The following is a 16,086-nucleotide window of genomic DNA, read 5'->3' as shown; positions in this document are numbered from 1 at the left end:
ACCTCCCTTCGTGATTGTCCTACGGTTCGTTTGAACCGTAGCTCAATCCCGTTATTTTTTACGACGACGAACGATAAATTTATCGGATTTGTTTTTCTTCTTACGAGTTTTGTAACCAAGTGTTGGTTTACCCCATGGACTCATTGGAGACTTACGTCCGATTGGAGCACGTCCTTCACCACCACCGTGTGGGTGATCGTTAGGGTTCATTACAGAACCACGTACAGTTGGACGGATACCTAACCAACGAGAACGACCGGCTTTACCGATGTTGATTAACTCGTGTTGTTCGTTACCAACTTGACCTACAGTTGCACGACAAGTTGCAAGAATCATGCGTACTTCACCAGAAGTTAAACGTACTAATACGTATTTACCTTCTTTACCAAGTACTTGAGCAGATGTACCTGCAGAACGAACTAATTGTCCACCTTTACCAGGTTTCAATTCGATGTTGTGTACTACTGTACCAACAGGAATGTTAGCTAAAGGAAGCGCGTTACCTACTTTAATGTCAGCTTCAGGACCTGACATAACTTCTAAACCTACTTTTAGGTTTTTAGGAGCAAGGATGTAACGTTTTTCACCATCAGCATAATGAATTAATGCGATGTTAGCTGAACGGTTTGGATCATATTCGATTGTAGCAACGCGTCCAGGTATTCCATCTTTATCGCGTTTAAAATCGATGATACGGTATTGACGCTTGTGCCCACCACCTTGGTGACGAACAGTCAATTTACCTTGGTTGTTACGACCACCTTTTCTCTTGACAGGTGCAAGTAACGATTTTTCTGGTTTGTCAGTAGTAATTTCAGCGAAATCAGAAACTGACATGCCACGACGACCATTTGAGGTTGGTTTATACTTTTTAATCGCCATCTCAATTTCCCTCCTTCTCTAGTAATCTTAAGCTTCGAAGAATTCGATTTCGTTGCTCTCTTGAGTTAGTGTTACTACCGCTTTACGACGACGGTTAGTAAGACCACTGTAGCGACCTACACGCTTGAATTTACCTTTGTAGTTCATGATGTTTACTTTTTCAACTTTTACGTCAAAGATTTTTTCGATAGCATCTTTAACCTCAGTTTTATTAGCTCTTACATCAACATCAAACGTATATTTTTTCTCAGCCATTAAGTCTGTTGAACGTTCTGTAATTACGGGGCGCTTAATAATATCACGAGGATCTTTCATTATGCAAGCACCTCCTCTACTTTTTCAACTGCGTCTTTAGTGATTACAAGCTTATCATGGTTCATAACGTCTAATACGCTTAAACCATTAGCTGCAACAACTGTTACACCAGGAATATTACGTGCTGAAAGTGCAACGTTTTCGTTAAGATCAGCAGTTACTACTAATGCTTTGCGTTCTACTGTTAGGTTTTTAAGAACTGCTACCATTTCTTTTGTTTTTGGAGCATCAAAAGAAAGAGCTTCAAGAACAACGATGCTGTTATCTTGAACTTTAGTTGATAATGCAGACTTAATTGCTAAACGACGAACTTTTTTAGGTAATTTGTAGCTATAGCTTCTTGGAACTGGACCAAATACTACGCCACCACCACGCCATTGTGGAGAACGGATAGATCCTTGACGAGCACGACCAGTACCTTTTTGACGCCATGGCTTACGGCCACCGCCTCTTACTTCAGAACGATTTTTAACTTTAGAAGTACCTTGACGTTGAGATGCGCGTTGCATTACGATCGCGTCGAAAAGTACTTTGTTGTTTGGTTCGATACCGAAAACGGCATCTTGAAGTTCGATTTCTCCAACGTTTTCACCGTTTTGGTTAAACAATGCTACTTTTGGCATTGGTTATTCCTCCTTTCTCGAAGAATTATTATTTAGATTTAACTGCAGATTTAACAGTAACTAGAGATTTTCTAGCTCCTGGCACGTTACCTTTTACTAATAAAAGATTGCGTTCTGCGTCAACTTTAACGATTGATAAGTTTTGCACAGTGATGCGCTCTCCACCCATGCGTCCTGGTAATAATTTACCTTTGAATACGCGGTTTGGAGCTACAGGACCCATTGAACCTGGGCGACGGTGGTAGCGAGAACCATGAGACATAGGTCCGCGAGATTGTCCGTGGCGTTTAATAGCACCTTGGAAACCTTTACCTTTTGAGATTCCTGTTACATCAATTACATCGCCTTCTGCGAAAATATCAACCTTGACTTCTTGACCAACTTCATATGCTGAAGCGTCCACACCGCGTAACTCACGGATGAAGCGCTTAGGAGCAGTATTAGCTTTAGTAGCATGTCCTTTTGCAGGTTTGTTAGATAGTTTTTCACGGATATCTTCGAAACCTAATTGGATTGCTTCGTAACCGTCTGTCTCAGCGTTTTTAACTTGAAGAACTACGTTAGCAGAAGCTTCAATTACTGTTACTGGGATCAAGTCACCATTTTCAGCAAATACTTGAGTCATACCGATCTTTCTTCCTAAGATTCCTTTGGCCATTAGTCACACCTCCTAAGTATCTTTTCATTCTTTATTTTAAATTAAAGTTTAATTTCGATATCTACACCAGATGGTAAGTCTAAACGCATTAATGAATCAACAGTTTGTGGTGTTGGATTCACGATATCAATTAAGCGTTTATGCGTGCGCATTTCGAACTGCTCACGAGAATCTTTATATTTGTGTACTGCACGTAGAATTGTATAAATTGATTTTTCAGTCGGTAATGGAATCGGACCGGATACAGCCGCACCAGAACGTTTTGCAGTTTCTACGATTTTCTCAGCAGATTGATCAAGAATTCTGTGATCATATGCTTTTAAACGAATGCGAATTTTTTCTTTTGCCATTATTTTCCCTCCTTTTTCGCCTATTTTACAATAGACATTCTCCGCGGAAATTTCCCCACACTCGCCATGGCAAAGCGGCCGGGTGTGTCGGCAACCTTCCGCATCATCGCAGTCAAAGACCAACATTTTTATTATACTAAAAATGGGTTCATATTGCAACAATAAAGTTAAAAAACTTTTTCATGTGTCGCACACTTTTTTCATTATATATAAAAGGAGATCATTTTGCAAGTGTAATAGTAAAAACTATCTTTACCTTTTATCACCAAATAAAAAAGGAGTAGGTTACCCTACTCCCTTTACTGAAACGAGAAATTACTCGCTGATTTTAGCTACAACGCCAGCGCCTACTGTACGTCCACCTTCACGGATTGAGAATTTAGTACCTTCTTCAATCGCGATTGGAGCGATAAGTTCAACAGTCATTTCGATGTTGTCGCCAGGCATTACCATTTCTACGCCTTCAGGTAAGTTACAAATACCAGTTACATCAGTTGTACGGAAGTAGAACTGTGGACGGTAGTTTGTGAAGAATGGAGTGTGACGTCCACCTTCGTCTTTAGAAAGAACGTATACTTCAGCAGTAAATTTAGTGTGTGGAGTGATTGAGCCTGGTTTAGCTAATACTTGTCCACGTTGGATTTCTTCACGTGCTACACCACGAAGTAAAGCACCGATGTTGTCGCCAGCTTCAGCATAGTCAAGAAGCTTACGGAACATTTCTACACCTGTTACAGTAGTAGATTTTGGCTCTTCAGTTAAACCGATGATGTCGATAACGTCACCAACTTTAACTTGTCCACGCTCTACACGACCTGTAGCAACTGTACCACGACCAGTGATTGAGAATACGTCCTCAACTGGCATCATGAATGGTTTTTCAGTGTCACGTTCTGGAGTTGGGATGTACTCATCAACAGCGTCCATAAGCTCGATGATTTTAGCTTCCCAATCAGCGTCGCCTTCAAGAGCTTTAAGAGCAGAACCTTTGATTACTGGTACATCGTCACCAGGGAAGTCGTATTCAGAAAGAAGGTCACGTACTTCCATTTCTACTAATTCAAGTAGCTCTTCGTCGTCTACCATGTCACATTTGTTTAAGAATACAACTAGGTAAGGTACACCTACTTGACGAGAAAGAAGGATGTGCTCACGAGTTTGTGGCATTGGACCATCAGCAGCAGATACTACTAAGATACCGCCATCCATTTGAGCAGCACCAGTGATCATGTTTTTAACATAGTCAGCATGTCCTGGGCAGTCAACGTGTGCATAGTGACGAGTGTCAGTTTCATACTCAACGTGTGCAGTTGAGATTGTGATTCCACGCTCGCGCTCTTCTGGAGCAGCGTCGATCATGTCGTAAGCCATTGCTGCACCTTTACCACTTTTCTTAGCAAGAACAGTAGTGATAGCAGCTGTTAAAGTTGTTTTACCATGGTCAACGTGACCAATTGTACCGATATTGGCATGTGTTTTTGAACGGTCGAATTTTTCCTTAGCCATTCGAAAATCCTCCTTAAAATTCATGTAGTTTATGTTTTATGAGGCCGTGAAAGGGAATGAGCTCCACTTTCACAGCGTACATAAGTAGTTATACTTCAATAAAGAATGAAAATCAATTATTCACCTTTATTTTTTTTAATAATTTCTTCTGAAATTGATTTAGGAACTTCTTCGTAGTGATCGAAGTGCATAGAATATGTTCCGCGACCTTGAGTGTTTGAACGTAATGCAGTTGCATAACCAAACATTTCAGAAAGTGGAACGAATGCACGTACAACTTGAGCGTTACCGCGTGCTTCCATACCTTCTACACGTCCACGACGAGACGTAATGTCACCCATGATATCTCCTAAGTATTCGTCAGGGATAACAACTTCAACCTTCATCATTGGTTCAAGGATAGCTGGGTTACATTTTGATACTGCGTTTTTAAGAGCCATAGAAGCGGCAATTTTAAACGCCATCTCACTTGAGTCAACGTCATGGTAAGATCCATCAACTAAAGCAGCTTTGATATCGATTAATGGATAACCAGCAAGAACACCGTTTTGTAATGCATCTTCAAGACCAGCTTGAACTGCAGGGATGTATTCACGTGGAACTACACCACCAACGATTTTGTTCTCAAATTCAAAGCCTTTTCCTTCTTCGTTAGGTTCGAACTCAATCCAAACGTGACCGAATTGTCCACGACCACCAGATTGACGAGCGAATTTACCTTCAACTTTCGCACCAGCGCGGAAAGTTTCACGGTAAGCTACTTGAGGAGCACCAACGTTTGCTTCTACTTTGAATTCGCGACGCATACGGTCAACGATGATATCAAGGTGAAGCTCACCCATACCAGAGATGATGATTTGACCAGTCTCTGTATTAGTTTCCGCACGGAAAGTTGGATCTTCTTCTTGTAACTTTTGAAGAGCTGTAGTCATTTTATCTTGGTCAGCTTTTGATTTTGGCTCAACAGATAAAGAGATAACTGGCTCTGGGAATTCCATAGACTCAAGAATTACAAGACTCTTTTCGTCACATAGAGTATCACCAGTAGAAGTATCTTTTAATCCTACAGCTGCCGCGATATCTCCAGCGTATACTTCAGAAATCTCTTCACGAGAGTTAGCATGCATTTGTAGGATACGACCTACACGCTCACGCTTACCTTTTGTAGAGTTTTTGATGTATGAACCAGAGCTTAGTACACCAGAGTAAACACGGAAGAACGTTAATTTACCAACATAAGGGTCCGTCATAACTTTGAACGCTAATGCTGAGAAAGGAGCGTTGTCGCTAGACTCACGCGTAACTTCTTCTTCTGTTTCAGGTACGATACCTTGGATTGCTGGTACATCAACTGGAGATGGTAGGTAATCAATTACTGCATCTAGCATTAATTGTACACCTTTGTTTTTGAATGCTGAACCACAGATAACTGGGTAGAATTCAACGTCACAAGTACCTTTACGGATACCAGCTTTTAGTTCTTCAACTGTAAGCTCGCCTTCGTCTAAGTACTTCATCATTAATTCTTCGTCAAGTTCTGCAACAGCTTCTACTAAGCTTGCACGGTATTCTTCAGCTTGCTCTTTGTATTCCTCAGGAATTTCACGAGCTTCTGAACGAGTACCTAAGTCATCTTCGTAGAAGTATGCTTTCATTTCCACTAGGTCAATGATTGCTTCGAACTCATCTTCAGCACCAATTGGCAACTGAATTGGGTGAGCATTTGCACCTAAACGATCGTGGATCGTTTTTACAGAGTACAAGAAGTCAGCACCAATTTTGTCCATTTTGTTAACGAATACGACACGGGGAACACCGTACGTAGTCGCTTGACGCCATACTGTTTCTGTTTGAGGCTCAACACCAGATTGAGCATCAAGAACTGCCACAGCGCCATCAAGTACACGTAATGAACGCTCAACTTCAACAGTGAAGTCTACGTGTCCAGGAGTATCGATGATGTTAACGCGGTGACCTTTCCAAGAAGCAGTTGTCGCAGCAGACGTGATAGTGATACCACGTTCTTGCTCTTGCTCCATCCAGTCCATTTGTGAAGCTCCTTCATGAGTTTCACCAATTTTATGGATACGGCCAGTATAATAAAGAACACGCTCAGTTGTTGTTGTTTTACCAGCATCAATGTGAGCCATGATCCCAATATTACGAGTGTTTTCTAAGGAGAACTCTCTTGCCATCTTAGGTATTTCTCCTTCCATATTTTAGTTTGTTTTTTAAAAAGTTTCGTTAAAAGATTACCAACGGTAATGAGCAAATGCTTTATTAGCTTCTGCCATTTTGTGAGTATCTTCACGTTTCTTAACTGCAGCACCAGTGTTGTTAGCTGCATCAAGGATTTCGTTAGCTAAACGCTCTTCCATCGTTTTTTCTCCACGAAGACGAGCATAGTTTACTAACCAACGAAGACCTAGAGTAGTACGACGCTCTGGACGTACTTCTACAGGAACTTGGTAGTTAGAACCCCCTACACGGCGTGCTCTAACTTCTAGTACAGGCATGATGTTTTTAAGAGCTTGGTCGAATACTTCCATAGCTTCTTTACCACTGCGCTCTTGTACTAAATCGAATGCTCTATAAAGAATAGCTTGTGACTTACCGCGCTTTCCATCAAGCATCATTTTGTTGATTAAGCGAGATACAAGCTTAGAATTGTAAATCGGATCTGGTAATACGTCTCTTTTTGCAACAGGTCCCTTACGTGGCATTCTACTTCCTCCTTTCACTTTTAAAAGTTTATCTATTAATTGTTAAGCTATTATTTTTTAGCTGCTTTTGGTCGCTTAGTACCATATTTAGAACGACCTTGCATACGGCCATCCACACCAGCAGTATCAAGTGCACCACGTACGATATGGTAACGTACCCCTGGTAAATCTTTTACACGTCCACCGCGGATAAGTACCACGCTGTGTTCTTGTAAGTTGTGACCAATACCTGGGATATAAGCTGTTACCTCGATACCGTTTGTTAAACGTACACGAGCATATTTACGAAGAGCCGAGTTCGGTTTCTTCGGTGTCATAGTACCCACACGTGTACATACACCACGTTTTTGTGGAGAAGATTGGTTAGTTTGAGCTTTTTTGAAGCTGTTGTAACCTCTGTTTAAAGCAGGTGAGTCAGATTTTTTACCTTTACTCACACGACCATTACGGATTAATTGGTTAATAGTAGGCATTTAAATTTTCCTCCTTTCGCCTTTTGTAAGACCACACATCCAGGTGGTTCATTTTTTAGCAAAAAACAAAGTCTTTGAAACTAAAAGTTCAAAAACGTGTTAACTAATAATTGCAACAGTTGCAGCGTTAACTTCTATCCTACAAGCTTGACCAAGCTTTCGCATAGAAGGGACATACGTATACGGAACGTTTTCTTGCTGTGCCGTTTTTGCCACAATAGATGTGACATAAAAATCAGCGTCTTCAGCAATGATGACTTCCTTTACTGTACCTTTTTTTAATGCTTTCACCGTCTGCTTTGTTCCTACAATAATATGATCAGCCTGTAATACTTTTTCATAAGACATTATCATATCCTCCAAAGTAACAGGTAGTTTATAGGAGCACCTTTGATATAGTATCATTCCCTAGAATGGATGTCAACTAACGTTTTGTAGTTTTTTTAAAAAACATCCATTCTAGAGTAATGATTTTATAATTAGTCGATTGTTACCGTTTCTTCAGCTTGGTTTTTGATCGGTTCAGCATTACGATATCTCGTCATACCTGTACCAGCCGGAACTAGCTTACCAATGATAACATTCTCTTTAAGTCCAAGCAACTCATCACGTTTTCCTTTGATTGCAGCATCCGTAAGAACACGCGTTGTTTCTTGGAATGATGCAGCAGATAAGAAGGAATCAGTTTCAAGAGATGCTTTTGTAATACCAAGTAATACAGGACGGCCTGTCGCTGGACGATTGCCTTCAAGTAATACTTTTTCATTTGCATCAGTGAATTGGTGAATATCAAGTAATGAACCTGGTAATACATCTGTATCTCCTGAATCCATTACGCGCACTTTACGAAGCATTTGGCGAACCATTACCTCTACGTGTTTATCTCCAATTTCTACCCCTTGCATACGGTATACTTTTTGCACCTCACGAAGCAAGTACTCTTGTACAGCCGTGATGTCTTTTACTTTTAGTAATTCTTTAGGATCAATTGAACCTTCTGTTAATTCTTGACCACGTGCAATGCGCTGTCCTTCAATAACTTTCAGACGTGCACTGTACGGAGCTGTGTAAGAACGAGTTTCAATCTCTCCTTGAACAGTAATTTCATGTTGACGATCGCGTCCTTCAGAAATGCCGGCAATTGTACCTTCAATTTCAGAAATAACGGCTTGACCTTTAGGGTTACGCGCTTCGAAGATCTCTTGGATACGCGGTAAACCTTGAGTGATATCGTCTCCAGCAACCCCACCTGTATGGAATGTACGCATCGTTAACTGTGTACCTGGCTCACCGATAGATTGAGCAGCGATGATACCAACTGCTTCACCCACTTCAACTTCTGAACCAGTTGCAAGGTTACGACCGTAACATTTTTTACATACACCGTGGCGAGTGTTACAAGTGAATGCAGAACGAATCCATACTTCTTCAACACCAGCATCCACAATTGTTTCAGCTAGGTCTTCTGTAATTAGTTCGTTTTCTTTCACTAACACTTCGTTTGTTCCTGGGTGAAGTACTGTTTTTCTTGCATAACGTCCAATTAGACGCTCATCAAGTTTCTCAATTTCTTCTGTTCCTTCTTTGATTGCAACAGCCAAAATACCGCGGTCTGTACCACAGTCGTCATCACGTACGATAACGTCTTGTGCCACGTCAACCAGACGACGAGTAAGGTAACCTGAGTCAGCTGTTTTAAGAGCCGTATCGGCAAGACCTTTACGTGCACCATGGGTAGAGATAAAGTACTCTAATACTGTTAAACCTTCACGGAAACTAGATTTGATTGGTAACTCAATGATACGACCAGACGGGTTGGCCATTAGTCCACGCATACCTGCAAGCTGAGTGAAGTTAGATGCGTTACCACGGGCACCAGAGTCACTCATCATGAAGATTGGGTTGCGTTTGTCTAATGATGCCATTAATTTACCTTGGATAACGTCTTTCGCGCTGCTCCATACAGAGATAACACGATCATAACGCTCATCTTCAGTAATTAAACCGCGACGGAATTGTTTTAGTACGTTATCTACTTTAGCTTGCGCTTCTGTTAAGATAACTTCTTTTTCTCCTAAAACCACGATATCAGCTACACCAACTGTAATACCAGCTTTAGTAGAATATTTGAAACCTAGGTCTTTCATACGGTCAAGCATTTTAGAAGTCTCAGTAATTTTGAAACGTTTAAATACTTCAGCGATGATATTACCTAAGATTTTTTTCTTGAACGGTGCGATAGCCGGTTGATTCTTGATGAATTCCTTCACATCTGCACCTTTTTCAACAAAGTACTTCTCAGGAGTTTTCACTTCTAAGTTTTCTCTTGTTGGTTCGTTAATGTATGGGAACGATTTTGGTAAAATTTCGTTGAAAACTAATTTACCAACCGTTGTAACAAGCAATTGTTGATTTTGTGCTTCTGTAAACGTTTCGTTGTTTAAAGAACCTGCATACACAGCTACACGTGTATGAAGATGCACATAACCGTTTTGGTACGCTAATAGTGCTTCGTTCGTATCTTTGAACACCATACCTTCTCCAACTGCCTCTTCACGCTCAAGTGTTAAGTAGTAGTTACCTAATACCATATCCTGTGAAGGTGTAACAACTGGTTTACCATCTTTAGGGTTCAAGATATTTTGAGCAGCAAGCATTAAGATACGTGCTTCTGCTTGTGCTTCTGCAGATAATGGAACGTGAACCGCCATTTGGTCACCGTCAAAGTCAGCGTTATATGCTGTACATACAAGCGGGTGAAGACGGATAGCGCGACCTTCTACAAGCGTAGGTTCAAATGCTTGAATACCTAGTCTGTGTAGCGTTGGTGCACGGTTTAAAAGAACTGGATGCTCTTTAATAACCGATTCTAATACGTCCCATACTTCAGGTTGCACACGTTCAATTTTACGTTTTGCACTCTTGATGTTATGAGCTAAACCGCGTTCAACAAGCTCTTTCATTACGAAAGGTTTGAAAAGCTCTAACGCCATTTCTTTTGGAAGACCACATTGATACATCTTTAAGTTCGGACCTACAACGATTACCGAACGGCCAGAGTAGTCAACACGTTTACCTAATAAGTTTTGACGGAAGCGACCTTGCTTACCTTTTAACATGTGAGAAAGAGATTTTAATGGACGGTTACCTGGTCCTGTTACCGGACGGCCGCGACGACCATTATCGATTAATGCATCTACAGCTTCTTGAAGCATACGCTTTTCGTTTTGAACGATAATGCTAGGAGCTCCAAGGTCTAATAAACGCTTTAAGCGGTTGTTACGGTTAATTACACGGCGATATAAATCATTTAGATCAGACGTAGCAAAGCGTCCACCATCTAATTGAACCATTGGACGAAGTTCTGGCGGAATAACCGGTAGAACGTCTAAAATCATCCAAGAAGGTTCGTTACCAGAATGACGGAAAGCCTCTAGTACTTCTAAACGTTTAATAGCACGTGTACGACGTTGACCTTGAGCAGTTTTCAATTCTTCTTTCAAAGCATCTACTTCTTTATCAAGATCGATGTCATGCAATAATTTTTTAACAGCTTCAGCACCCATTGCTGCATGGAAAGTTTGTCCGTACTTCTCACGATACGCACGGTATTCTTTCTCTGATAAAAGCTGTTTCTTTTCAAGTGGTGTATCACCAGCATCTGTTACTACATAAGAAGCAAAATAAATGATTTCCTCTAGCGCACGAGGGGACATGTCTAAGACAAGTCCCATGCGGCTAGGAATACCTTTAAAGTACCAAATATGAGAAACAGGTGCAGCTAGCTCGATGTGACCCATGCGTTCACGACGAACTTTTGCGCGCGTAACTTCTACGCCACAACGATCACATACAACACCTTTATAACGAACGCGCTTATATTTTCCGCAGTGACATTCCCAGTCCTTTTGTGGACCAAAAATACGCTCACAGAATAAGCCGTCTTTTTCAGGTTTTAACGTACGATAGTTGATCGTTTCAGGTTTTTTTACCTCACCGTACGACCAAGAACGAATTTTATCTGGCGAAGCTAGACCGATTTTCATATACTCAAAGTTATTTACATCTAGCAAGGAGCCTACCTCCCTTTTAATCTACAGGTTTTTTCCCTTAACGTTTATATGAAAGTAATTCCTTACTCTTTTGTGACAGGATCTTTTTGTCCTTCAGAAAGGCTTTCTTCGTTATCTGCAATAATTGATTCTGTTGGTTGCTCATGGTCCTCTTCTGAGTCCATGATATCAATTTCTTGCTCGTCAGCAGAAAGCATCTTCACATCCATACCTAAACTTTGTAGTTCTTTAATTAATACTTTGAACGATTCAGGTATGCCAGGTTCTGGAATGTTTTCACCTTTAACAATTGCTTCGTATGTTTTCACACGACCTACTACGTCATCTGATTTCACTGTTAAGATCTCTTGTAATGTGTAAGCAGCACCGTATGCTTCAAGTGCCCATACCTCCATCTCACCAAAACGCTGTCCACCGAACTGCGCTTTACCACCAAGTGGTTGTTGTGTAACAAGTGAGTATGGTCCAGTAGAACGAGCGTGAAGTTTATCGTCTACCATGTGAGCAAGTTTGATCATGTACATGATTCCTACTGATACACGGTTATCGAATGGTTCACCTGTTCGACCATCATATAGAACTGTTTTAGCATCACGAGACATGCCAGCTTCTTCGATTGTTGCCCAAACATCTTCCTCACGCGCACCATCAAATACTGGAGACGCAACGTGAATGCCAAGCTTACGAGCAGCCATACCTAAATGAAGCTCTAGCACCTGACCGATGTTCATACGAGATGGTACCCCTAATGGGTTTAACATGATGTCAATTGGCGTACCGTCTGGTAGGTAAGGCATATCTTCTTCAGGTAAAATACGTGAAATTACACCTTTGTTACCGTGACGACCGGCCATTTTGTCACCTTCAGAAATTTTACGCTTCTGAACAATATATACACGGACTAATTGGTTTACACCTGGTGGTAATTCGTCGCCATCTTCACGGTTGAAGACTTTAACATCAAGAATGATTCCACCGCCGCCGTGCGGTACACGAAGAGAAGTATCACGAACTTCACGCGCTTTTTCACCGAAAATAGCGTGTAGAAGACGTTCTTCAGCTGTTAGTTCTGTTACACCTTTTGGCGTTACTTTACCAACTAAAAGATCTCCGTCTTTTACTTCTGCACCAATGCGGATGATTCCACGCTCATCTAAGTTGCGAAGCGCATCTTCACCTACGTTTGGAATGTCACGCGTAATTTCTTCAGGTCCAAGCTTCGTATCACGAGACTCAGATTCATATTCTTCAATATGAACAGACGTATATACATCGTCTTTCACAAGGCGTTCACTCATGATGATGGCATCCTCATAGTTGTAACCATCCCATGTCATGAAACCAACCATTACGTTTCGTCCTAAAGCAAGCTCACCTTTTTCCATTGAAGGACCGTCGGCTAAGATCTCACCTTTTACTACTTCGTCGCCAACTGAAACAATCGGACGCTGGTTGTAACAAGTACCTTGGTTAGAACGAACAAATTTTAATAATTTGTATTGATCTAAGTTACCTTTAACTTTTTGTCCGTCTACTTCTTCATAGCGGCGAACAAAAATTTGTTTTGCTTCTACGCGCTCTACAACGCCAGGATATTTACAAATCACGGCTGCACCAGAGTCTTTACCAGATACGTATTCCATACCTGTACCTACGATTGGTGCTTCAGGATTTAATAAAGGTACTGCTTGACGTTGCATGTTCGCACCCATTAATGCACGGTTAGAGTCATCGTTCTCTAAGAATGGGATACATGCTGTAGCGGCAGATACAACTTGTTTTGGTGATACATCCATATAGTCTAAACGATCGCGACGGATAACCGTGTTTTCTCCACGGAAACGTGCAACGACATTTTCATCTAAGAATGAACCATCATCACCTAGACGAGCGTTCGCTTGGGCTACAACATAGTTATCTTCTTCATCAGCTGTTAAGTAGTCAATTCGCTCTGTCACTTTACCTGTTTCAGGATCGATACGACGGTAAGGTGTTTCGATGAAACCGAATTTGTTTACTTTTGCATAAGAAGATAGTGAGTTGATTAACCCGATATTCGGACCCTCTGGTGTTTCAATCGGACACATACGGCCATAGTGGGAGTAGTGAACGTCACGCACTTCGAAACCAGCGCGCTCACGCGTTAAACCACCAGGTCCTAGAGCTGAAAGACGACGTTTGTGCGTCAATTCGCCTAATGGATTCGTTTGATCCATGAACTGTGATAATTGAGAACTTCCAAAGAACTCTTTAATCGCCGCAATAACTGGGCGAATATTAATTAATTGTTGAGGTGTGATTGTATTCGTGTCTTGAATTGACATTCTTTCACGAACAACACGTTCCATACGAGATAAACCGATACGGAATTGGTTTTGTAACAATTCACCTACAGAACGCAGACGACGGTTACCTAAGTGGTCGATATCATCTGTGTCTCCTACTTGATGAAGCAAGTTAAAGAAGTAACTGATTGATGCTAAAATATCAGCAGGTGTGATATTTTTAACTTCTTCTGTTACATATGCGTTACCTGATACAGTGATGATTTTTTCACCTTCTGGATCATTTGGCGCATAAATCTTAATAGATTGTAATGTAACATCGTCTTCTACTACTCCACCAACCGGACTATAAGTTTTGAAGTTTACTCCACCTTCAAGCATCGGAATCAAGCGATCTAGCAGACGGCGGTCAATCATTGCGCCTTTTTCTGCAATAATTTCACCTGTTTCAGGATCAACTAATGTTTCAGCTAGCTTTTGATTAAATAAGCGATGTTTGATATGAAGCTTTTTATTAATTTTATAGCGACCTACGTTCGCTAAGTCATATCGTTTTGGATCAAAGAAGCGAGATACTAATAGAGACTTCGCATTCTCAACTGTCGGTGGTTCACCCGGACGTAAACGCTCATAGATTTCTAATAGCGCTTTTTCCGTTGTTTCCGTATTATCTTTTTCAAGCGTATTACGGATGTATTCATTATCACCGATTAAATCGATAATCTCTTGGTCAGAACCGAAACCTAGCGCGCGTAACAGCACTGTTACTGGCAGTTTACGAGTACGATCAATACGCACGTATACTACATCTTTTGCATCAGTTTCATATTCTAGCCATGCACCACGGTTAGGGATAACAGTTGCTGTATATCCTTTTTTACCGTTTTTATCAAGCTTTCCACTATAGTAAACACTTGGTGAACGAACCAACTGTGATACGATAACACGCTCAGCACCGTTAATTACAAAGGTACCTGTTTCGGTCATCAATGGGAAATCTCCCATGAACACATCTTGGTCTTTTACTTCACCTGTTTCTTTATTAATTAACCGCACCTTAACACGAAGAGGTGCTGCATAAGTTACATCACGTTCTTTAGACTCTCCTACTGAATACTTTGGCTCACCTAAGCTGTAATCAATAAATTCTAGTGATAAGTTACCTGTAAAATCATCAATTGGAGAAATATCTTGGAACATTTCTCGTAAACCTTCATCTAAAAACCATTGGTATGAAGCCGTTTGAATCTCGATTAAGTTCGGTAACTCTAAAACTTCACTAATACGAGCATAACTTCTGCGTTGGCGGTGGCGTCCATACTGAACTAGTTGACCTGTCAACTGATTCACCCCTCAAATCAAGCGTTATTATTCAAAATATATAATAAACCATATGTTTATTATTGAACAAAAGAAAAATGGTCTCTTTAAATAGAAAACCACAATTTCATAAAAACGTACTATTGATTTTATTAGTTTTTCCCATATAATTCAAAATTATACCTTTTATTTTATGTATAACCCGAGCTTATATGGAATATTTATATATTGGCATTTTATAATGCTAACATACTAAAAAATATTAGTCAACATTTTTTAGCACATATGATATAATACCCTTTTTTCTTTTCTACTACTTCTACTTCATTAAATAGAGATTCTAATTTCGCAAGAGCAGATGGCGCTCCTTGCTTTTTCTGAATCACAATCCAAAGCTCTCCTTGGTCAGCAAGGTGATCTAATGATTTTTCTAGAATTTCATGAACAACTTTTTTACCCGCACGGATCGGCGGATTACTAAGAATAGCTGCAAAATTCGTTTCCTTCACATTTTCATAGCAAGAGCTTTGATAGATTGAAACATTTGATACTGAATTAACTTCAGCATTTTTTTGAGCTAGTGCTAATGCACGTTCATTAACATCAACCATATGAACGTTTCTTTGGCTGTCCTCTTTTGCAAGTGCCAACCCAATTGGACCATATCCGCATCCAACATCCAGAAGCGGGCCGGGACTCTCGGGCATTTGAAACGTTTCAATTAACAGGCGCGATCCAAAATCGACCTCTTTTTTTGAAAAAACACCGCGGTCACTCGTAAATGAAAAAGAGGTTCCTCTCAATTCAAATGAAAAGCGCTCTTCATTACTTGCAGACGATGGTGTATTAGAAAAATAATGTTCTGTCAAAATAGAACC

At 40.6% G+C, this 16,086-nt stretch carries 13 protein-coding genes; all 13 read right to left on the bottom strand.

From position 1 onward, the window contains the following. Positions 1-51 precede the first annotated feature (51 nt). On the bottom strand, positions 52-882 hold the full coding sequence (gene rplB, locus ACFX4N_RS28625) for a 50S ribosomal protein L2 (RefSeq protein ID WP_013054930.1): 831 nt from the start codon (positions 880-882) through the stop codon (positions 52-54). Between the two features lie 27 nt (positions 883-909). Continuing rightward, entirely contained in the window at positions 910-1,197 is a 288-nt protein-coding gene (gene rplW, locus ACFX4N_RS28620; RefSeq protein WP_013054929.1) for a 50S ribosomal protein L23, read from the bottom strand. Further along, complete coding sequence (gene rplD / locus ACFX4N_RS28615) at positions 1,197-1,820, bottom strand: 50S ribosomal protein L4 (RefSeq protein WP_013054928.1); 624 nt, start codon at positions 1,818-1,820, stop codon at positions 1,197-1,199. Before rplD ends, rplW begins: the two co-directional genes overlap by 1 nt. A 28-nt stretch (positions 1,821-1,848) precedes the next feature. After that, complete coding sequence (gene rplC, locus ACFX4N_RS28610) at positions 1,849-2,478, bottom strand: 50S ribosomal protein L3 (protein ID WP_013054927.1); 630 nt, start codon at positions 2,476-2,478, stop codon at positions 1,849-1,851. A gap of 41 nt (positions 2,479-2,519) precedes the next feature. After that, positions 2,520-2,828 carry a 30S ribosomal protein S10 gene (gene rpsJ, locus ACFX4N_RS28605; RefSeq protein ID WP_013054926.1) on the bottom strand — a complete coding sequence of 103 codons (309 nt, stop codon included), beginning with the start codon at positions 2,826-2,828 and terminating at the stop codon, positions 2,520-2,522. Positions 2,829-3,143: 315 nt separating this feature from the next. Next, positions 3,144-4,334: an elongation factor Tu gene (tuf, locus tag ACFX4N_RS28600; RefSeq protein ID WP_013054925.1), complete on the bottom strand. Its 1,191-nt coding sequence runs from the start codon at positions 4,332-4,334 to the stop codon at positions 3,144-3,146. A gap of 116 nt (positions 4,335-4,450) precedes the next feature. Next, positions 4,451-6,529, bottom strand: coding sequence for an elongation factor G (gene fusA, locus ACFX4N_RS28595; RefSeq protein WP_013054924.1), 2,079 nt, complete (start codon positions 6,527-6,529; stop codon positions 4,451-4,453). Between the two features lie 57 nt (positions 6,530-6,586). Continuing rightward, positions 6,587-7,057, bottom strand: a complete 471-nt coding sequence (rpsG, locus tag ACFX4N_RS28590) for a 30S ribosomal protein S7 (RefSeq protein WP_013054923.1) — start codon at positions 7,055-7,057, stop codon at positions 6,587-6,589. A 50-nt stretch (positions 7,058-7,107) separates the two neighbouring features. Continuing rightward, on the bottom strand, positions 7,108-7,530 hold the full coding sequence (gene rpsL / locus ACFX4N_RS28585) for a 30S ribosomal protein S12 (protein WP_013054922.1): 423 nt from the start codon (positions 7,528-7,530) through the stop codon (positions 7,108-7,110). Positions 7,531-7,629: 99 nt separating this feature from the next. Further along, on the bottom strand, positions 7,630-7,878 hold the full coding sequence (locus ACFX4N_RS28580; protein ID WP_013054921.1) for a 50S ribosomal protein L7ae-like protein: 249 nt from the start codon (positions 7,876-7,878) through the stop codon (positions 7,630-7,632). A gap of 131 nt (positions 7,879-8,009) precedes the next feature. Beyond that, a complete protein-coding gene (rpoC, locus tag ACFX4N_RS28575; RefSeq protein ID WP_013054920.1) occupies positions 8,010-11,603 on the bottom strand; it encodes a DNA-directed RNA polymerase subunit beta' in 3,594 nt (1,197 codons plus the stop codon). A 62-nt stretch (positions 11,604-11,665) separates the two neighbouring features. Next, positions 11,666-15,229: a DNA-directed RNA polymerase subunit beta gene (gene rpoB / locus ACFX4N_RS28570; protein WP_013081368.1), complete on the bottom strand. Its 3,564-nt coding sequence runs from the start codon at positions 15,227-15,229 to the stop codon at positions 11,666-11,668. A 245-nt stretch (positions 15,230-15,474) separates the two neighbouring features. Continuing rightward, positions 15,475-16,077 (bottom strand): class I SAM-dependent methyltransferase, encoded by a 603-nt coding sequence (locus ACFX4N_RS28565; protein ID WP_013054918.1) that lies wholly within the window; start codon positions 16,075-16,077, stop codon positions 15,475-15,477. Between the last annotated feature and the right edge of the window lie 9 nt (positions 16,078-16,086).

Origin of the sequence: Priestia sp. YIM B13551, from assembly GCF_042787905.1 — a bacterium.
Lineage (GTDB): Bacteria > Bacillota > Bacilli > Bacillales > Bacillaceae_H > Priestia.
The sequence above is the reverse complement of the archived record's forward strand: the minus strand, read 5'-3'. Positions and strand labels throughout refer to the sequence as shown.